This window comes from Streptomyces sp. NPDC127092 (assembly GCF_042722475.1).
Classification (GTDB): Bacteria; Actinomycetota; Actinomycetes; order Streptomycetales; family Streptomycetaceae; genus Streptomyces.
On sequence record NZ_JBHXFE010000011.1, the window covers coordinates 131,593 to 150,218 of the forward strand.

Below are 18,626 nucleotides of genomic sequence, written 5' to 3' on the forward strand. Positions count from 1 at the left end.
CGCGCACAGACGCGTTCCCTACGATGGCGCGGTGACCAGAACCGCACCCGAGGCCCTGGAGGGTCAGCACCCCATGGACCCCATGGACGCCGAAGACCCCGTGGCCCCCAAGGACGCCCGGGACGCGAGGGACGCCCAGGACGCCTGGGACCGCGCGGACCTCGTGGGACCGACCGGGGCCGAGCAGTCCGCGTGGCAGCGCAGGCTGCGGCACTTCGGTTACCGCCCCGACACCACGGGCTCCCTGGCCGTCGGGCTGCGGGAGCGGCTCGTCCCGCCGTACACCCGGCCCTCGCCGCGGCTGTGGTCGCTCCTCGGGATGTCCCCGAAGGCCGCCCACCGGGTGTGGCGCCTCGCCGCCTGGGGCGGGCCGCTGCTCGTCGCGCTGGTCGCGGGCCTGCTCCGGTTCTGGAAGCTGGACGAGCCGGACGCGGTGATATTCGACGAGACGTACTACGCCAAGGACTCCTGGGCGCTGATCAACCAGGGCTACGAAGGCGCCTGGCCCAAGGACATCGACAAGACGATCCTGGCCGACCCGGGCTCCGTCCTCGTGCCCACGGACCCGGGTTACGTGGTCCATCCGCCGGTCGGCAAGTGGATCATCGGGCTCGGCGAGAAGATGATCGGCTTCGAGCCGCTGGGCTGGCGGTTCATGGTGGCGCTGCTCGGCACCCTGTCGGTGCTGATGCTGTGCCGGATCGGCCGGCGGCTGTTCCGTTCGACGTTCCTGGGCTGTCTGGCGGGCCTGCTGCTCGCCGTGGACGGCCTGCACTTCGTGATGAGCCGCACGGCCCTGCTCGACCAGGTGCTGATGTTCTTCGTGCTCGCCGCCTTCGGCTGCCTGGTCGTGGACCGGGACCGGGCGCGGGCCCGGCTGGCGGCGGCGCTCCCGGTGGACGAGGAGGGAGTGCTCCGGCCGGACGCGACGGTGGCGGAGACGCTGCGGCTCGGCTGGCGGCCGTGGCGGCTCGCGGCCGGCGTGATGCTGGGCCTGGCCGCCGGCACCAAGTGGAACGGCCTGTACATCATGGCCGCGTTCGGCCTGATGACGGTGCTGTGGGACATCGGCGCCCGGCGTACGGCCGGCGCGATCAGCCCGTACGCGGCGGTGGCCCGCCGCGACCTGGTCCCGGCCTTCGTGTCGACGGTCCCGGTCGCCGTCGCCACCTACCTCGCGTCCTGGTCGGGCTGGATCTTCACGGACAAGGGCTACTTCCGCAACTGGGCCGCCGAGCAGGACCGGCTGACCGGCGGCGGCACCTGGAGCTGGCTGCCGGACTGGCTGCGCAGCCTGTGGCACTACGAGACCGAGGTCTACAAGTTCCACGTGGGCCTGAGCTCGCCGCACACCTACGAGTCCAACCCGTGGAGCTGGCTCGTCCTGGGCCGCCCGGTCTCCTACTTCTACGAGTCCCCCGCCCCCGGCACCGCGGGCTGCCCCGCCGACGCCAAGGAGAAGTGCGCCCAGGAGGTCCTGGCCCTCGGCACGCCGCTCCTGTGGTGGGCCGCCTGCTTCGCGCTCCTCTACGTGCTGTGGCGCTGGGCCTTCCGCCGCGACTGGCGCGCGGGCGCGATCGCGTGCGGCGTCCTGGCCGGCTGGGCGCCGTGGCTGCTCTACCAGGAACGCACCATTTTCCTTTTCTACGCGGTGGTGTTCGTCCCGTTCCTGTGCCTCGCGGTGGCGATGATGCTGGGGGCGATCGTGGGCCCGGCGGGTTCCTCGGAAAGGCGTCGCACTTTCGGGGCGGTGGCCGCGGGTGTGCTCGTTCTCCTCATCGTCTGGAATTTCATCTACTTCTGGCCGCTGTACACGGGGCAGGCGATTCCCATGGACCAGTGGCGGAACAGGATGTGGCTCGACACCTGGGTGTAGCGGGGTGAGGACGGGATGAGGGCGCGACCGGCCGGTCGCGCCCTCACGGCTTCCCGGAGCTCTCGTCACACGGCCACGGCCAGCTCGTAGCCGCCGCTCGACATGTCGTCGCACAGGGCCCGGCAGGCGCCGAGCAGTTCGGCGAACTCGGGCTTGCTCTGCCACTCCTTCATCGCCGCCGGATCCCGCCAGGAGGAGAAGGACACGAAGTGGCGCGGCTCGTTCAGATCACGGATGAGCCGCGCGGAGATGAAGCCGTCATTGGCCTCCTTGGTCCAGGTGAGGAAGGCCCTCCAACGGTCGATGAACTCATCGGCATCGCCCTCGGAGACCTGCCAGTTTCCAGAAGCCCAGTACTTGCTGTCCTCGGACACGGCACACCGCCTCGGTAGAGGCCCCTCCTCTCAGGCTAGGCCCCTTGCACGCGGGTCGCCCCGGCGTCGCGGACACGGGCGTCCCGGCAAACCGACGCCCCGGTCGCTTTCCGGTAACGACCGTCGCCACTGTCACTGCTGCCGCATAGGCTGCCGAGAGGCCACACCTGGGGAGGGAGGCGCAGCCATGCGCAGTGGTGCCAAGGTCGCGATCGTCGGCGGGGTGTTCGTCGTCGTGGCGAGCGGAGTGGGGTACGGGGGCTACAACCTCTGGAACGGGATCACGGGCGGTTCGGGCGGCACGACCGGCATGTCCGGCGCCGACGGCAGGAGGACCGGGCCGGTCACCTCGGAGGAGGTGACGTCGACCGCGAAGGACTTCCTGGCGGCCTGGGCCGCCGGCGAGGCGGACCGGGCGGCGCAGCTGACGAACAACCCGGTCGACGCCGGGCCGGCCCTGGCCGGCTTCCGCGAGGAGGCCAGGGTCTCCGCCGTCACCATCACGCCCGGCGCGGCGACCGGATCGGGCACGTCGGTGCCGTTCACGGTGAAGGCGACCGTCACGTACCAGGGCGTCTCCAAGCCGTGGACGTACGCCTCGGAGCTGACCGTGGTGCGCGGCCTCACGACCGGCCGGGCGCTGGTCGACTGGAAGCCGGCGGTGGTGCACCCGAAGCTGACGACGAAGACGGCGACGCTCCGCACGGGCGGGGCGAAGTCGGGCGAGATCCAGGCGGTGGACCGCAAGGGCCGGGTCCTTACGGCCGAGAAGTACCCGTCGCTCGGGCCGGTCCTGGCCCAGCTGCGCGAGCGGTACGGCTCGACGACCGGCGGCAGGCCGGGCATCGAGGTCTACGTCGACCCGGGCGTGCAGGGCGCTCCCGACACGACGCTGCTCACCCTCGCCAAGGGCGAGCCGGGCCGGCTGCAGACGACGATCGACGCCGATGTGCAGGCGGCGGCCGAGAAGGCGGTGGCGCGCTACGGCACGGCGTCCGTGGTGGCGGTCCAGCCGTCGACGGGGGCGGTGCGGGCGGTGGCGAACAGCTCCCCGAACGGGTTCAACGCGGCGTTCGAGGGCAAGAAGATGCCCGGCTCGACGATGAAGATCGTGACGGCGGCGCTGCTCCTCGAGAAGGGGCTGGTGAAGGCGGACCAGGCGGCCGAGTGCCCGCCGACCGCCACGTACTACAGCCGGACGATCGGGAACCTGGAGGGCTTCTCGATGAACGGCGCGACCTTCGGCAAGAGCTTCGCGCGCTCCTGCAACACGGCCTTCATCAAGAAGATCGACGACGTGAAGGAGACCGAAGGCGACGACTTCGGACTTGCCAGGGAGGCCAGGGAGGTCTTCGGCATCGGCCTGGAGTGGAAGACCGGCATCCGTTCGGTCGACGGCTCGGTGCCCGAGGCGACGGGCGGCGCGGCCGCGGAGCAGTACATAGGCCAGGGCACGGTCCAGATGAACCCGCTGAACATGGCCTCGATCACCGCGACGGCGAAGGCGGGCGTCTTCAGGCAGCCCTATCTGGTCGCCGCGGACGTCGACAACCGCACCTTCGCGACAGCGGAGCGGAAGCTGCCGACGCAGGTGGCGAAGCAGCTGCGCGACATGATGCGGCTGACGGCGACGGCGAGCTACGGCACCGCCACCGGCGCCATGGCCTCCGTGGGCGGCGACAAGGGCGCGAAGACCGGCTCGGCGGAGGTCGACGGGCAGGGAGTGTCCGACTCGTGGTTCACGGGCTTCTCGGACGACCTCGCGGCGGCGGCGTTCGTGGAGGGCGCGGGCCACGGGGCGACGGCGGCCGGCCCGGTGGTGGCACAGGTGCTGAGGGCGGGGTAGCGGCGCCATAACCCGCTCGCGTGCCTCGTACACCTACCGCTAGCGTGCGGTGGCATGACGACGTCACACGCCGATGCCCATCCCCAGTTCGCCGCGGCCCTGCAGGAGTTGGGCCTCGATGTCGAGGTCCGGAGCTTCCCGGAGGAGACGCGGACCGCGCAGCAGGCCGCCGAGGCCATCGGCTGCGAGACCGCCGAGATCGTGAAGTCGCTGGTCTTCGCGGCGGACGGGGTGCCGGTGCTCGTCCTGATGGACGGCTCCTCCCGGGTGGACGTGGAGCGGGTACGGCAGGAGCTGGGCGCCGGGGCGGTCACGCGCGCCGACGCCCGGGTCGTGCGGGAGACGACCGGGTACGCGATCGGCGGCGTCCCGCCGTTCGGGCACCGCACCCGGACCCGGGTGCTCGCGGACCGCGGACTGCTCGACCACGAGGTCGTGTGGGCGGCGGCCGGCACCCCGCGCAGCGTGTTCGCGCTGGACCCGAAGACGCTGATCGCCCACGCGGGCGGCACGCTGGTGGACGTCCGCGAGCGCTCGGCGTGACGCCGCTGGTCGCGACGGCGGTGCTGCTCGCCGCCGTGACGCACGCGAGCTGGAACGCGATCGCCGCGCGCATCCGCGACCAGCTGCTCTCCTTCACCCTGATTTCCGGCGGCGGCGCCCTCATCGGCGCCGTCGGCGTGTGCTTCACCCCGCTGCCCGCCGCCGGTGCGTGGCCGTACCTGATCGCCTCGGCGCTCCTCCACATCGCGTACTACGCCCTGCTGATGAAGTCCTTCGCGCTCGGCGACTTCGGGCAGATGTACCCGATCGCGCGCGGCACGGCGCCGCTGGTGGTGACGCTGCTCGCCGCGGTCTTCGTCGGCGAGCTCCCCGACGCCGGACAGCTCGCGGGCGTCGCGGTCGCCAGCGCGGGCCTCACCGGCCTGGCCCTGTGGGGCATCCGCGGCAAGGGCGCGCGCCCGCACTGGCCGGCGCTGCTCGCCGCCGGGGCGACCGGCCTGTCGATCGCCGCGTACACGGTCGTCGACGGCGTCGGCGTGCGCGCCTCCGGCACGCCGCTCGGCTACATCGCCTGGCTGATGCTCCTGGAGGGCCTGGCCGTTCCGGCGTACGCGCTGTACCGGCGCCGCGGCCGCCTGGCCGCGGAACTCCGCCCGTACGCCGCCCGCGGCCTCCTCGGCGCCGCCCTGTCGGTCGCCGCCTACGCCCTGGTCCTCTGGGCCCAGACCAGGGCCCCCCTCGCCCCGATCGCCGCCCTCCGCGAATCCTCGATCATCGTGGGCGCCGCGATCGGCGCCCTCCTCTTCAAGGAACGCTTCGGCGGCCCCAGGGTCGCTGCGGCGGGCCTGATGGTGGTGGGCATCGGACTGATGCTGTACGCGAGTTAGAGGAGGACAAGGAAACGTGACCGCACCCGTAGTACGGACCCGGGTCTCGGCGTACGCCGTCGTCGTCGACGGCGGGCGGCTGCTGCTGGCCCGGCTGGCGGCCTCGTCGCCGGTGTTCGCGCCCGGGCTGTGGCACCTGCCGGGCGGCGGGATCGATCCGGGCGAGCAGCCGGTGGAGGCGCTGGCGCGCGAACTGCGCGAGGAGACGGGGCTGGAGCTGGGAACGGCCCGGTTGTGGGACGCGCGGACGTACGACGTCGAACGGGGCGGAGTGCGGTGGCAGTTGACCGGACTGTTCTACGCCGTCGAGCCGAAGACGGCGGGAGCGGCGACGGTCGCCGAGGCGGACGGGTCCACGGACGCGGTGCGGTGGCTGCCGCTCGCGGAACTGGACCCCGCCACGCTGTCCCCGGCCGCCGCCGACGCCCTGCGTCTGCTCGCGTCCGCTCTATGATCACGGCAGGGACGGGGCTCGTAGCGCAGAGGTCGTCGCGCCTTCATGGCATGTGGGAGGACACCGGTTCGAATCCGGTCGGCCCCGTCCCGCCTCTGGACCCGGGGCCCGTGCACTACTCCCAGTCCGAGACGTAACCCTCGTGCCGTACGCATCCCCCGTCGGCGACCAGGGTTGTCTCCCCCGTGTACCGGTCGGGACGCAGCGACAGTCCGACGCCGTGGTCGTCGTCCGTGGTCTGGAGGCCCGGGAAGCCGGCGCCCGGCTCGCCCGTCGCGGGGGCGGGGAGGTCCATCACCTCCAGGCCCTGCTCGGACCAGTGGCCGCGAAGGGTGTCGAGCGCCTTCCCGTAGGCGGTGCGGTTCTCGAAATGGAGCACCCAGGCGACCGTCGGCCGGTCGCGGGTGACCCCCTCGGGGTCGGCACCGAGGTCGTCCTTGCAGGAGGCGTTGGCCATCTGCCGGTAGTCGATCCGCGCGGCCGGGTCCATCCCCAGCCGCCGCACCGCGTCCTCGCCCGCCGCCTCCGTGAGCCGCAGATGCTCACGGAAGTCGGCTTCCGACATGACGGGAGCCAGCGAGCAGCCCTGAGCGAGTACGGCCATGAGCAGCACCACCGCCGCGCGGCCCGCGATGAGGGCCCCGCGCCGTCGCCGGGGCGGAAGAGGAATCGGCATGGCCCCATCCCAGCAGCCCGCTCCCGGTGCCCGGCAGCGCTCCCGTACTCAGACGCCCGGTGAGTAGCCCGGGCGGGCGCCGCCGGTCAGAGTGACGCCCGGACCGCTCGTATCAGGGCCTGGGCTCGTGGGTCCGCCGTGACCGTCTTGCGCATGCCGTTCGTGACGTAGCCGAAGGAGACGCCGGCTTCCGGGTCGGCGAAGCCGAGGGAGCCGCCGCGGCCCGGGTGGCCGAAGGAGGTGGGGCCGAGGAGCGGGGAGGCCGGGCCGTGGAGCATGTGGCCGAGGCCGAAGCGGGTGCCGACCACGAGGACCTGGTCGGGGCCCGCGGACTCCTCGGTGCGGGCGAGGGTGAGGGTCGCGGGGGCGAAGAGGCGGGGGCCGCCGTCGACGGGGCCCAGGGTCGCGGCGTAGAACCGGGCGAGGGCGCGTGCGGTGGCGACTCCGGCGGAGCCGGGGAGCTCGGCGGCGCGGTACACCGGGTCGTTCTCGTCGGGCTTCGGCTCGATCACGCCGAACGCGCGGCGGGTGAGGGACCGCGGGTCCTGGTAGGCGGCGACGACCGACGGCTTGGGGCGGAGCCGGAGCGCCGGGCTGTCCGGCGGTTCGATCTCCTCGACCGGGCCGAGCCGGCCGACCCGCCGGCTCTCGTCGTCCGGCAGGCCTATCCACAGGTCCAGGCCCAGCGGGCGGGCGATCTCCTCGGCGACCCAGCGGCCGATGGTGCGGCCGGTGACCCGGTGGACCAGGCCGGACAGCAGCCAGCTGAAGGTGTGGGCGTGGTAGCCGTGGGCGGTGCCGGGCTCCCAGGCGGGGGCCTGGGCGGCGATCGCGTTCATGGCGGTGTCCAGGTCGACCGCCTCGGCGAGGGTCAGCGGGCGGTCGAGGACCGGCACGCCCGCCCGGTGGGCGAGCAGCTGCCGCACGGTCACCCGCTCCTTGCCCGCGGCCTTGAACTCCGGCCAGTACGTGGCGACCGGCGCGTCCAGGTCGAGCTGGCCGCGCTGGTGGAGGAGGAGGGGGACGGCCGCGGCGACGCCCTTCGTGGCCGAGCGGACGACCTGGGCCGTGTCCACCGCCCACGGGGCGTCCCCGTCCCCTTCCCCGCTGTGAGCGTCCCTCGCGCCCGCCCACAGGTCGACGACCTTGGTGCCGTCCCGGTAGACGGCGACCGCCGCGCCCCGCTCCCCACGCTGCTCGAAGTTCCACAGGAACGCGTCCCTGACCGGCTCGAATCCCGCCGCCACTGTGCCCCGGACGTCCACCTGAACCCACGCTTCCTCTCGTACGACCGAACCGCTCCCATGGTGCAACGTGGGTCCGGCACCGCCGATTCCGGGGGTCTCAGGCGACGGAGCCCGGCACGAAGCCGTACGGCAGCTCCAGACGGTGGCGGGCCATGAGCTCCTCGTCGGCGAGGATGTCGGCGGTCCGCCCGTCGGCGGCGATCACGCCCTCGCTCAGGATCACCGAGCGCGGGCAGAGCTCCAGGGCGTACGGCAGGTCGTGGGTGACCATGAGGACGGTGACGTCCAGGGAGCGCAGGATGTCGGCGAGCTCGCGCCGGGAGGCCGGGTCGAGGTTGGAGGACGGCTCGTCGAGGACCAGGATCTCCGGCTCCATGGCGAGCACGGTCGCCACGGCCACCCGGCGCCGCTGTCCGAAGGACAGGTGGTGCGGCGGCCGGTCGGCGAACTCCTCCATGCCGACCCGGGCGAGGGCCTTGCGGACCACGGCCTCCAGCTCGGCGCCCCGCACGCCGGCCGCCGCCGGGCCGAAGGCCACGTCCTCGCGGACCGTCGGCATGAACAGCTGGTCGTCCGGGTCCTGGAAGACGATGCCGACCCGGCGCCTGATCTCGGCGAGGTGCTTCTTGCCGACCGGGAGGCCGGCGACGGTGACGCCGCCCGCGCCGCCGGTGAGGATGCCGTTGAGGTGGAGCACGAGGGTGGTCTTGCCGGCGCCGTTGGGGCCGAGCAGCGCGACGCGCTCGCCGCGCCCGACGGTGAGGTTCACGCCGAAGAGGGCCTGGTGGCCGTCGGGGTAGGCGTAGGCGAGGCCGCGTACGTCCAGCGAGGGGTGCTCGGTCGTCACGGGGTCCTCGGTCGTCACGGCGTGCTCTGTCGTCACGGCGTGCTCGGTCATGCGGTCCACGGTCACAGGGTCCATCCCAGGAGGCAGATGAGGAGGGCGGCCGCGGGCAGGGCGGCGGCCTGACGCCATTGGGCCGCCGTCGCGGTCACCTCGTCGATGACCGGCATCGAGCCGGTGTAGCCGCGGCTGACCATGGCGAGGTGCACCCGCTCCCCGCGCTCGTACGAGCGGATGAAGAGGGCTCCGGCGGACTTGGCGAGGACGCCCCAGTGCCGTACGCCCTTCGCCTCGAAGCCGCGCGAGCGCCGGGCGATCGCCATGCGCCGCATCTCGTCCGTGATCACGTCGCCGTAGCGGATCATGAAGGAGGCGATCTGGACGAGCAGCGGGGGCAGCCTGAGCCGCTGGAGGCCGAGGAGCAGTTCGCGCAGTTCGGTGGTGGCGGCGAGCAGCACGGACGCGGCGACGCCGAGGGTGCCCTTGGCGAGGACGTTCCACGCGCCCCACAGCCCGGGGACGGAGAGCGACACGCCGAGGACGGTCGTCTGCTCGCCGGGCACCACGAAGGGCATGAGCAGCGCGAAGGCGACGAACGGGATCTCGATGAGCAGCCGCTTCAGCAGGAAGCCGGCCGGTACGCGGGCCCGGGCGGCGACGGCGCCGAGCAGGACCGCGTAGAGGGCGAAGGCCCACATCGCCTCGCGGGGCGTCGCGACCACCACGACGACGAAGGCGAGGACGGCGGCGAGTTTGGTGTGCGGGGGCAGGGTGTGGACCGGCGAGTGCCCCTGCCGGTAGAGCTTGTGCGCGTGCCCCGCTCCCATGTCAGACCCGCGCGCCGGTCTCGTGCCGCCTGCGGCGTACGGCCCAGAAGGCGCCGGTGCCGACGGCGAGGGTCGCGCCCACGCCGATGACGCCGGCCAGGCCGCCGGAGAGGCGGGCGTCGTCGACGTCCTTGACGCCGTAGTCGGCGAGCGGGGAGTCGGCGGCGGCGTGCGGCCGTACCTTCGCGTCGATGCCCTCGTCGGCGGCGACCTTCTCCAGGCCGTCGGGGCTGGCGGAGGCGTAGAAGGAGACGAAGCCGGCGAGGACGAGCGCGGTGACGACACCGCCGGCCCACAGCTTCTTCGTGGAGCGGCCGGGGACGGCCGCGGGGGTCGCGGGCGCCGCGTCGACGAGCTCGCCGTCCACGCGCAGCTTGAGCGGCACGGTCAGACCGCGGGCGCCGTACACCAGGTCCGGGCGGACGGCGACGACCGCGCCGACGGTGAGCATGGTGATGACGGCCTCGCCGATGCCGATGAGGGTGTGGACGCCGACCATGGCGGCGAGGACCTTGCCGATCGGCACGTCGGTGGTGCCGCCGATCGCGTAGATCGCGGTGAAGGCGGTGGCGGCGGCCGGTACGGAGACCAGCGCGGCGACGAACGAGGCCACGGTGACCGAGCGACGCGTGCGCGGCAGCACGAGGACGAGGCCGCGGAAGAGGGCGTAGGCGACGAGGACGGTCACCACGCCCATGACGGTGATGTTCACGCCGAGCGCGGTCAGGCCGCCGTCGGCGAAGAGGATGCCCTGCATGAGCAGGACGACGGCTATGCACAGGACGCCGGTGTACGGCCCGACGAGGATCGCCGCGAGCGCGCCGCCCAGGAGGTGTCCGCTTGTGCCTGCCGCGACGGGGAAGTTGAGCATCTGCACGGCGAAGACGAAGGCGGCGACGAGACCGGCCAGCGGCGCGGTCCGCTCTCCCCCGTGGCCTCCGGCACCGGAGGTGCCCCCGAGCTCCCTGCGCGCTCCGCGCAGGCTCACGACGACGGCGCCGGCGGCGACGACGCCGGCGGCGGCTGATACGGGAGCGTTGATGAATCCGTCGGGTACATGCACGTCCCGAATGATAAGGCGCTCCTGCGAACCGTTTGCAAGAGCGCTCAGGGGTCAGGAGGAGAGCGAGGAGCCCTCGCCCGCCCGGGCGTACGCCGGGAAATAGTGGGACATTAGGGACTAACAACGCGAATGAGTGTGAGGAGTCGTCCGATGCCCCGCGCCGCTGATGACCATCAGGTCCGCCCGGTCCGAGCGATCGAGGACCACGCCCGAGGCCGGATCATCAGCGACGCCCCGCTCTCGCGCCCGGTGCCGGTGGCCCTCCGCTTCGACCCCGGCTTCCAGCCCGCGACCGTACGCTTCGTCTTCCCCGGCAACGTCGAGTGGTCGTTCCCGCGCGCCCTCCTGGAGACGGGGCTGCGCGCGCCCGCCCGGCGCGGCGACATAGGCGTGTGGCCGTGCGGCCGGGTGCAGACGGTGGTGGAGTTCCACACGGACGACGGGGTCGCGGTCGTCCAGTTCGACACCACCGCCCTGCTCCGCTTCCTCAGGCACACGTACGCCGTCGGCGCGCCGGTGTCGGCACGCTGACGGCGTACGCGCCGCGTCGGCTCCCCGTCCCCACAGGTTCCGGCGCGGTCCGGGGCGCGCCGCCCGCTCGCGCGGCGGCCCCGGAGTCTCACGGGGTCAGACGGAGACCAGCTCCCGGTCCTCGTCCTTGCCTCCGTCCTTGCCCCTGCCCTTGCCGTCCGCGTCGTCGTCCTCGTCCTGCGCGGCGGCCAGGCCCTCGCCCTCGACGTCCACGTTGGGCAGCACGCGGCCGAGCCACTTCGGCAGCCACCAGGCCTTGTGGCCGAGCAGCGCGAGCACGGCCGGCACGATCGCCATGCGGACGACGAACGCGTCGAACAGGACGGCGACGGCCAGGCCGAAGCCGATCATCTTGACCATCTGCTCGCTGGAGCCGATGAAGCCCGAGAAGACCGCGATCATGATCACCGCGGCGGCGGTGACCACCCGGGCGCCGTGACGGAAGCCGGTGACGATCGCCTCGCCGGGGCGCGCGCCGTGGACGTACGCCTCGCGCATCCGGGTGACCAGGAAGACCTCGTAGTCCATCGCGAGGCCGAAGACGACACCCACCATGAAGATCGGCATCATCGACATGATCGGGCCGGTCTGCTCGACGCCGAACAGGCCGCCGAGCCAGCCCCACTGGAAGACCGCGACGACCGCGCCGAGGGCGGCGACCACGGAGAGCAGGAAGCCGAGGGCCGCCTTGAGCGGGACCAGGACCGAGCGGAAGACCACCATGAGCAGCAGGAAGGCGAGTCCGACGACCAGCGCCAGGTAGGGCAGCAGCGCGTCGTTCATCTTCTGCGAGAAGTCGATGTTCATCGCGGTGGCGCCGGTGACCAGGACGTCGTCGCCGGTCGCGCCGCGGATGTCGTGGACGAGCTCCTCGGTCTCCACGGAGGACGGGCGGTCCTTCGGGATCACGGTGATCATCGCGGTGTCGCCGGCCTTGTTCGGGGTCGGCGGGGTGACGGCGGCCCAGCCCTCCAGGCCCTTGATCGTGGAGACGGTCTTGTCGGCGGCGGCCTTGTCGCCGTCGACGACCACGAGCAGCGGGCCGTTGAAGCCGGGGCCGAAGCCGTCGGACAGCAGGTCGTAGGCACGGCGCTCGGTGGCGGAGACCGGCTTCACGCCGTCGTCCGGCAGGCCCATCTCGAGGGACGCGGCCGGTACGGCGACGGCGCCGAGGCCGAGGACGCCGACGAGGAGCACCATGACGGGGCGGCGGATGACGAAGCGGGCCCAGCGGGTGCCGGCGTTCGGCTTGTCCTGCGCGTCCTTCTTCTGCCCCTTGCGCTCCTTGCGGGCCACGACCTTGTCGCCGGCGAAGCCGAGCAGGGCGGGGATGAGGGTGAGCGCGATCAGTACGGCGATAACGACGGTGCCGGCGGCGGCGAAGCCCATCTTGGTGAGCATCGGGATGTTGACGACGGCCAGGCCCACGAGCGCGATGACCACGGTGAGGCCGGCGAAGACCACGGCGGAGCCGGCGGTGCCGACCGCGCGCCCGGCGGCCTCCTCCTTCTCACGGCCCTCGGCGAGCTCCGCGCGGTAGCGGGAGACGATGAAGAGGGCGTAGTCGATGCCGACCGCGAGGCCGATCATCATCGCGAGGGTGGAGGTGGTGGTGCCGAGGTCGAGGACGTTGGCGAGGGCGGTGATCGTCGAGATGCCGATGCCGACGCCGATGATCGCGGTGAGCAGCGGCAGTCCGGCGGCGACGAGCGAGCCGAAGGTGATGACGAGCACGACTCCCGCGATGACGACGCCGATGATCTCGCCCGCACCCTGTTCCGGCATGCTCTGCAGGGCGTCGCCGCCGATCTCGACGGTCAGGCCCTGGCCCTGTGCGTCGCGCCCGGTCTTCTTGAGCGCGTCTCGGGTCTCGTCGCTCAGCTCCATCGCGTTGACCTTGTACGCGACGGAGACGTAGGCGGTCGAGCCGTCGCGGGAGACGGCCTGCGCGGTGTACGGGTCGGTGACGCGGGCGATCTGGTCGGAGCCGGACTTCAGCTCGGCGACGGTCTTGGCGACCTTGGCCTTGTTGGCGGGGTCCTGCATGCTCTGGCCGGCCGGGGCCTTGAAGACCACACGGGCGGTGGCGCCGTCGGCGCTGCCGCCGGGGAAGCGCTGTTCGAGCAGGTCGAAGGCGCGCTGGGCCTCGGTGCCGGGGATGGAGAAGGAGCTGGAGGTCGCGGCGGGCGCGGTGGCGGCGCCGACTCCGGCGAGCGCGAGGAGCGCCACCCACAGCAGGGCGACGAGCCGTCGGCGCCGGAAGGCGGAGCGGCCGAGCTTGTAGAGGAACGTGGCCACGGGGGCGTACTCCCGGTGTTGGGTGGGACAGGGCATGGGGAGCCGGCCCGACGGCGTGAGCGGTGCGACGTCAGGTGGTGCGGGAAGTGCGGGACCGCGGGGTGCGGTGGGTCAGGCGCCGAGTGAGGGGAGCACGACGGCGTCGACGTAGCTGCTGAGGAAGGCGTTGTCCACCGGCTGGTCGTCGATCAGCGGGCGGGCGATGAACGCTCCGATCAGCATGTGCGGGACGAGTTTGAGCGCCGGGTTTCCGGCGTCGATCTCACCCCGCCGTACCGCTCGGCGCAGCACCTCGTCGAGGCCGGTCATCTCGGGTTCGATGAGCAGCTCGCGCAGTGCCTGGAGCAGTTCGGGGTTGTCGTGGACGGCATGGGCCAGGCCCCGCATCAGCGCGGAGTCCTTCTCCATCTGGCAGTCGTCGGTCCGCTCCAGCATCGCCCGGAAGTCGCCGCGCAGGCTGCCGGTGTCGATCTCGGCGAGCGAGACCGGCTTGTTGTGGCGCAGCGCCTTGGCGACGAGTTCGGGCTTGCTCCCCCACTGGCGGTAGAGGGTGGCCTTGCTGGACCGGGTGCGGGCGGCGACGGCGTCCATGGTGAGGGCGTCGTAACCGACCTCGCGGAGGAGTTCGAGCACGGCTTCGTACAGCTCGGCCTCCCGCTCCGGGGTGAGCCTGCTGCGCGCCATGCCTGACCTCCGACCGAACGAAACGGTTTCGTACACCACGACGATACCCGCGGAGTCTGCGAAACGAAACCGTTTCGTACGTGTCCTGGACCACAGCCCCCGGCGGACTCCGGCACTTCCGTACCGGCGTACGAGTTGCCGCACCCCCTCCGCGCGGAAAGCATGAGGAGGTGAGTGACGACGTCGCGTATCTCCGCTTCCCGCACCTCCACGGCGAGCTGCTCTGCTTCGCGGCCGAGGACGACCTGTGGATCGCCCCCCTCGCGCCCGAGGGCGGCCGGCCCGGCCGCGCCTGGCGGATCACCGCCGACCGCACCCGGGTGGGGCACCCGCGCTTCTCGCCGGACGGACGGCACATCGCCTACACGAGCTGGCGCAGCCTCGACCCCGAGATCCATCTCGCGCCCGTGGACGGCGGGCCCTCCCGGCGGCTCACCTACTGGGGCTCCACGGACACCCGGGTCTGCGGCTGGTCGCCGCCCGACAAGGACGGCCGGTCCGACATCCTCGCCGTCTCCTCGCACGGCCAGCCCTTCTCGTACTTCTCCTGGGCCTACACCGTGCCCACCGACGGCTCGCCCGGCGGCCGGATGCCCTGGGGCCCCGTCTCCCACATCGCCGTCGCCGACCTCGACGACGACACGGGAGACGCCGAGGGCTCCGGGCACGACACCTCCGGCGCGCACCGGCGCACCCTGCTCCTCACCGGCACCCCGCCGCACGAACCCGCCTCCTGGAAGCGCTACCGGGGCGGCGCCATGGGCCGGCTGTGGCTGCACGGCGAACGGCTGCTCCCCGACATCGGCGGCCACCTGGACGCACCCATGTTCGTCGAGGCACCGGCCGGCGAGGGCAGGGCCGGCGGCGGGACCAGGATCGCCTTCCTCTCCGACCACGAGGGCATCGGCAACCTCTACTCCTGCCTCCCCGACGGCACCGACCTGCGCCGCCACACCGACCACGACGAGTTCTACGCCCGCAACGCCTCCAGCGACGGCCGCCGGGTGGTCTACCAGTGCGCGGGCGACCTGTGGATCGTCGACGAACTGACCGCCGACTCCAAGCCCCGCCGCCTCGACGTCCGCCTCGGCGGCCCGCGCACCGGCCGGCGCCCCTACCAGGTGCCCGCCGCCCACCACGTGGACGCCCTGTCCGTCGACGAGACCGGCCGGGCCAGCGCCGTCACGGTGCGCGGCAGCCTCTACTGGCTGACCCACCGCGACGGCCCCGCCCGCACCATCACCGACACCCCTGGCGTCCGCGTCCGGCTCCCCGAGATGCTCGGCAGCGGCGGCCAGGTCGCCTATGTCACCGACGCCGACGGCGAGGACGCCGTCGAGATCGCCTATCTGCCCCGGGCCACCGGCGAGCGCGAACCGCGCCGACTGGCCTCGGGCGAACTCGGCCGCGTCGAGGAACTGGTCTCCGACCCGGACGGCGAGCGCCTCGCCATCGCCTCCAGCGACGGCCGGCTCCTCCTGATCACCGTGTCCGACGGCACGGCTGACGCCGCGGCCACCGAGGAGTCGAACGGAGAGGTCACCGAGCTGATCCGGTCCGACAACGGGCCCGTCCGCGACCTCGCCTTCTCCCCCGACGGCTGCTGGCTCACCTGGTCCCACCCCGGCATCGGCCGCTCGCTGCGCTCCATCAAGATGGCCCGCATCTCCGGCCCCGGCGACCCCGTCGTCGTGGACGTCACCAACGGCCGCTTCGAGGACGAGAACCCGGTCTTCACCCGCGACGGCCGCTATCTCGCCTTCCTCTCCTGGCGGGGCTTCGACCCCGTGTACGACGTGCACACCGGCGACCTCTCCTTCCCGCTGGGCTGCCGCCCCTATCTCGTACCGCTCTCCTCCGCGACCCCCTCTCCCTTCGCGCTGCTTCCCGACGGGCGGCCCGCCGCCGGCGGCATGGACCCCGCCGACGAGGAGGCGGGCTCCGGCGACGGCACGGTGACCGTCGAGATCGAGGGACTCCCCGAGCGGGTCACGCCCTTCCCCGTGACCGCCTCCAAGTACTCCGCCCTCCACCCGGTGGCCGGCGGCGGACTGGTGTGGCTGCGCTGGCCGATCTCCGGCGCGCTCGGCGAGACCTTCGCCAACCCCAACGACCCCTCCCCCAGGCCCACCCTGGAGCACTACAACATCACCAAGGCCCGCAAGACCGAACTCGTCGACCACCTCGACTCGTTCGCGGTCAGCGGCGACGGCACCCGGCTCGTCGTCGTCGACGAGGGCGACCTGCGCGCCGTCCCCGCCACCGAGACCGGCGACGGCGATTCCACCGTCTACCTCGACCTGCGGCGGATCGTGCACGAGGTCGACCCGGCCGCCGAGTGGCGGCAGGCCTTCGACGAGGCGGGCCGGATCGTCCGCGCCTACTTCTGGGAGCCGGACATGGGCGGCCTCGACTGGACGGCCGTCCTCGACCAGTACCTCCCGCTCGTCGAACGGGTCGCCTCCCCCGACGAGTTCGCCGACCTGCTGCGCGAGGTCATGGGCGAGCTCGGCACCTCCCACGCGTACGTCACCCCCGCCCGGCGCAACGAGGGACCGCCCCACTACCAGCGCCCCCAGGGCCTGCTCGGCGCCAACTTCGTGCACCGCGACGGCGGCTGGCAGGTCAAGCGGATCCTGCCCGGCGACTCGTCCGACTCCAAGGCACGCTCGCCGCTCGCCGGCACCGGCATCCGCGAGGGCGCCGTCCTCACCCATGTCGACGGCAGGCCCGTCGACCCCGTCGCCGGCCCCTATCCCCTCCTTTCCGGGACCGGTGGCACCACCGTCGAACTCACCTTCACCCCCGCCGAGGGCGAGGGCCGCTCCCGCCGGATCGCCGTCGTGCCCCTCGTCGACGAACGCCCGCTGCGCTACCAGGACTGGGTGACCAAGCGCCGCGCCGTCGTCCGGGAGGTCAGCGGCGGACGCTGCGGCTACCTCCACATCCCCGACATGGGCGGCTCGGGCTGGGCCCAGTTCAACCGCGACCTGCGGATGGAGGTCTCCCGGCCGGCCCTCATCGTGGACGTCCGCGGCAACGCCGGCGGCCACATCAGCGAGCTGGTGATAGAGAAACTCACCCGCAAGATCCTCGGCTGGGACCTCACCCGGAACGCCCAGCCCGTCAGCTACACCTCCAACGCTCCGCGCGGCCCCATCGTCGCCCTCGCCGACGAGGCCACCTCCTCCGACGGCGACATGATCACCGCCGCCTTCAAACTGCTCCGCCTGGGCCCGGTCGTCGGCCAGCGCACCTGGGGCGGAGTCGTCGGCATGACGGGCCGCCACCGGCTCGGCGACGGCACCCAGATCACCGTCCCGATGAACGCGGCCTGGTTCCCCGAATACGGCTGGTCCATCGAGAACCACGGCGTCGCCCCGGACCTCGAGATCATGCGGACCCCGCTCGACTGGGCCGAGGGCCGGCACGCCCAGCTCGACGACGCCGTCCACGTCGCCCTCGCCCTCCTGGAGGAAAGCCCGCCCGCGAGCCCGCCCGGCTACGAGTCGGTGCCGGACCACTCCCGGCCGAAACTGCCGCCGAGGTCCAGCTCGTAGGCGATGCCCCGCTCGCCGTCCTCGAGCGTCACGCTTCCCACGGCCCCGAACCCGACCCGGGCGAGCACCGCCCGGGACGGCGCGTTGTCGGGGGTCGTGCGGGCGGTCAGCCGGCTCAGCCCGTACTCCTCGCGGGCCCGTATGCACAGCTCCCGTACCGTCGCGGTCGCCAGCCCGCGCCCCGCGGCCTTCTCCGCCACCCGGTAGCCCAGTTCGGCGGTGCCGGCCTCCTGGTCGACGTCGATCAGGTTGAACCGCCCGAGTATCTCCCCGTCACCGGTCACCAGCACATGGAAGAGGATGGTCCCGATCTCCTGCTCGTCGAGCAGGGCCTGATGCCGGGCGGCGAACCCGGCGTCCTCGAAATACGCGTCCCCGCGGTCGGGCACGGACGCCGCGAAGAAGGCCCGGTTCTCCCGCTCGAAGGCGAGCAGGGCGGGCGCGTGGTCGGATCGGATGCGCTCAAGTACGGCCTTGGTTACGGACATGGCATCACCGTACGTAGCCCCGCCACCCCGCGCCCTCGGTTATCCACAGGCCGTACGGTTCTTCATACTTTTCGGCATGCGCGAAGGCGCACCCGGCGTCCCGGGTGCGCCTTCCTCACAGAACGGCGTCAGGCGTCGTAGTCCATGTCGAGCCGGTCCTGCTCGGCTTCGGGCCGGCCACGCTCCGGCCGGTCCGGCCGCTCGGCCGGCCGACCCGACCGCTCCTGCGTGCGCTCCTTGGCCCGGCTGGCGCGCTGGGACGCTTCGTCCTTCTTCGACCTCAGCGAGTCCTTGGCCTGCTGCGCCTTGTTCTGCATCTCGTCCTTGATGCCCATGCGGATTCACTCCTAGAAGGGTGTGAGGGGTGCGGGGCGGGTTTGCCCCTTGGGCACGATCAGACTGACACGGCCGGACACACTGCGCATTTCGATCACACACGGACAGTCACCATGGGGTCGTCACCATGG

17 protein-coding genes and 1 tRNA gene are annotated in these 18,626 nt (G+C 72.6%); 8 read left to right on the top strand and 10 right to left on the bottom strand.

Annotation, left to right across the window (positions count from 1 at the left end; genetic code table 11):
• Positions 1 to 82: 82 nt before the first annotated feature.
• A complete protein-coding gene (locus ACFWJO_RS12180) occupies positions 83 to 1,876 on the top strand; it encodes a dolichyl-phosphate-mannose--protein mannosyltransferase (protein ID WP_386864664.1) in 1,794 nt (597 codons plus the stop codon).
• A gap of 65 nt (positions 1,877 to 1,941) precedes the next feature.
• On the opposite strand, the gene ACFWJO_RS12185 is transcribed toward ACFWJO_RS12180, so the two are convergent.
• Positions 1,942 to 2,250 carry an antibiotic biosynthesis monooxygenase family protein gene (locus ACFWJO_RS12185; RefSeq protein WP_386864620.1) on the bottom strand — a complete coding sequence of 103 codons (309 nt, stop codon included), beginning with the start codon at positions 2,248 to 2,250 and terminating at the stop codon, positions 1,942 to 1,944.
• Positions 2,251 to 2,437: 187 nt separating this feature from the next.
• On the opposite strand from ACFWJO_RS12185, the gene ACFWJO_RS12190 reads away from it, so the two are divergent.
• From ACFWJO_RS12190 to ACFWJO_RS12210, 5 genes are all read left to right on the top strand, one after another.
• The gene (locus ACFWJO_RS12190; protein WP_386864621.1) at positions 2,438 to 4,096 is read left to right on the top strand and encodes a penicillin-binding transpeptidase domain-containing protein; all 1,659 of its coding nucleotides are present in this window, start codon (positions 2,438 to 2,440) and stop codon (positions 4,094 to 4,096) included.
• Positions 4,097 to 4,150: 54 nt separating this feature from the next.
• Positions 4,151 to 4,639 (top strand): YbaK/EbsC family protein, encoded by a 489-nt coding sequence (locus ACFWJO_RS12195; RefSeq protein ID WP_386864622.1) that lies wholly within the window; start codon positions 4,151 to 4,153, stop codon positions 4,637 to 4,639.
• Complete coding sequence (locus ACFWJO_RS12200; RefSeq protein WP_386864623.1) at positions 4,636 to 5,487, top strand: EamA family transporter; 852 nt, start codon at positions 4,636 to 4,638, stop codon at positions 5,485 to 5,487. The genes ACFWJO_RS12195 and ACFWJO_RS12200 overlap by 4 nt, the downstream gene beginning before the upstream one ends.
• Positions 5,488 to 5,503: 16 nt before the next feature.
• On the top strand, positions 5,504 to 5,941 hold the full coding sequence (locus ACFWJO_RS12205; RefSeq protein WP_386864624.1) for an NUDIX hydrolase: 438 nt from the start codon (positions 5,504 to 5,506) through the stop codon (positions 5,939 to 5,941).
• Positions 5,942 to 5,954: 13 nt separating this feature from the next.
• Positions 5,955 to 6,028: transfer RNA gene (locus ACFWJO_RS12210), tRNA-Ala, on the top strand.
• A gap of 28 nt (positions 6,029 to 6,056) precedes the next feature.
• Here ACFWJO_RS12210 and ACFWJO_RS12215 read toward each other — a convergent pair.
• From ACFWJO_RS12215 to ACFWJO_RS12235, 5 genes are all read right to left on the bottom strand, one after another.
• Positions 6,057 to 6,617 carry a hypothetical protein gene (locus tag ACFWJO_RS12215; RefSeq protein WP_386864625.1) on the bottom strand — a complete coding sequence of 187 codons (561 nt, stop codon included), beginning with the start codon at positions 6,615 to 6,617 and terminating at the stop codon, positions 6,057 to 6,059.
• An 86-nt stretch (positions 6,618 to 6,703) separates the two neighbouring features.
• A complete protein-coding gene (locus ACFWJO_RS12220; RefSeq protein ID WP_386864626.1) occupies positions 6,704 to 7,882 on the bottom strand; it encodes a serine hydrolase domain-containing protein in 1,179 nt (392 codons plus the stop codon).
• Between the two features lie 79 nt (positions 7,883 to 7,961).
• Entirely contained in the window at positions 7,962 to 8,762 is an 801-nt protein-coding gene (locus tag ACFWJO_RS12225; protein WP_386864627.1) for an energy-coupling factor ABC transporter ATP-binding protein, read from the bottom strand.
• A gap of 11 nt (positions 8,763 to 8,773) precedes the next feature.
• On the bottom strand, positions 8,774 to 9,535 hold the full coding sequence (gene cbiQ, locus ACFWJO_RS12230; RefSeq protein ID WP_386864628.1) for a cobalt ECF transporter T component CbiQ: 762 nt from the start codon (positions 9,533 to 9,535) through the stop codon (positions 8,774 to 8,776).
• Position 9,536: 1 nt separating this feature from the next.
• A complete protein-coding gene (locus ACFWJO_RS12235; RefSeq protein WP_386864629.1) occupies positions 9,537 to 10,598 on the bottom strand; it encodes an energy-coupling factor ABC transporter permease in 1,062 nt (353 codons plus the stop codon).
• Between the two features lie 150 nt (positions 10,599 to 10,748).
• On the opposite strand from ACFWJO_RS12235, the gene ACFWJO_RS12240 reads away from it, so the two are divergent.
• A complete protein-coding gene (locus tag ACFWJO_RS12240; protein ID WP_386864630.1) occupies positions 10,749 to 11,129 on the top strand; it encodes an SsgA family sporulation/cell division regulator in 381 nt (126 codons plus the stop codon).
• A 96-nt stretch (positions 11,130 to 11,225) separates the two neighbouring features.
• On the opposite strand, the gene ACFWJO_RS12245 is transcribed toward ACFWJO_RS12240, so the two are convergent.
• Positions 11,226 to 13,427, bottom strand: a complete 2,202-nt coding sequence (locus tag ACFWJO_RS12245) for an MMPL family transporter (protein WP_386864631.1) — start codon at positions 13,425 to 13,427, stop codon at positions 11,226 to 11,228.
• A 111-nt stretch (positions 13,428 to 13,538) separates the two neighbouring features.
• Positions 13,539 to 14,111: a TetR/AcrR family transcriptional regulator gene (locus tag ACFWJO_RS12250; protein ID WP_386864632.1), complete on the bottom strand. Its 573-nt coding sequence runs from the start codon at positions 14,109 to 14,111 to the stop codon at positions 13,539 to 13,541.
• Between the two features lie 170 nt (positions 14,112 to 14,281).
• Here ACFWJO_RS12250 and ACFWJO_RS12255 point away from each other — a divergent pair, with 170 nt between their 5' ends.
• A complete protein-coding gene (locus ACFWJO_RS12255; RefSeq protein ID WP_386864633.1) occupies positions 14,282 to 17,671 on the top strand; it encodes a S41 family peptidase in 3,390 nt (1,129 codons plus the stop codon).
• Here the strand turns inward: ACFWJO_RS12255 and ACFWJO_RS12260 are convergent.
• The gene (locus ACFWJO_RS12260; protein WP_386864634.1) at positions 17,614 to 18,159 is read right to left on the bottom strand and encodes a GNAT family N-acetyltransferase; all 546 of its coding nucleotides are present in this window, start codon (positions 18,157 to 18,159) and stop codon (positions 17,614 to 17,616) included. The genes ACFWJO_RS12255 and ACFWJO_RS12260 overlap by 58 nt on opposite strands.
• Positions 18,160 to 18,287: 128 nt before the next feature.
• Complete coding sequence (locus ACFWJO_RS12265) at positions 18,288 to 18,494, bottom strand: hypothetical protein (RefSeq protein WP_386864635.1); 207 nt, start codon at positions 18,492 to 18,494, stop codon at positions 18,288 to 18,290.
• Positions 18,495 to 18,626: the final 132 nt, after the last annotated feature.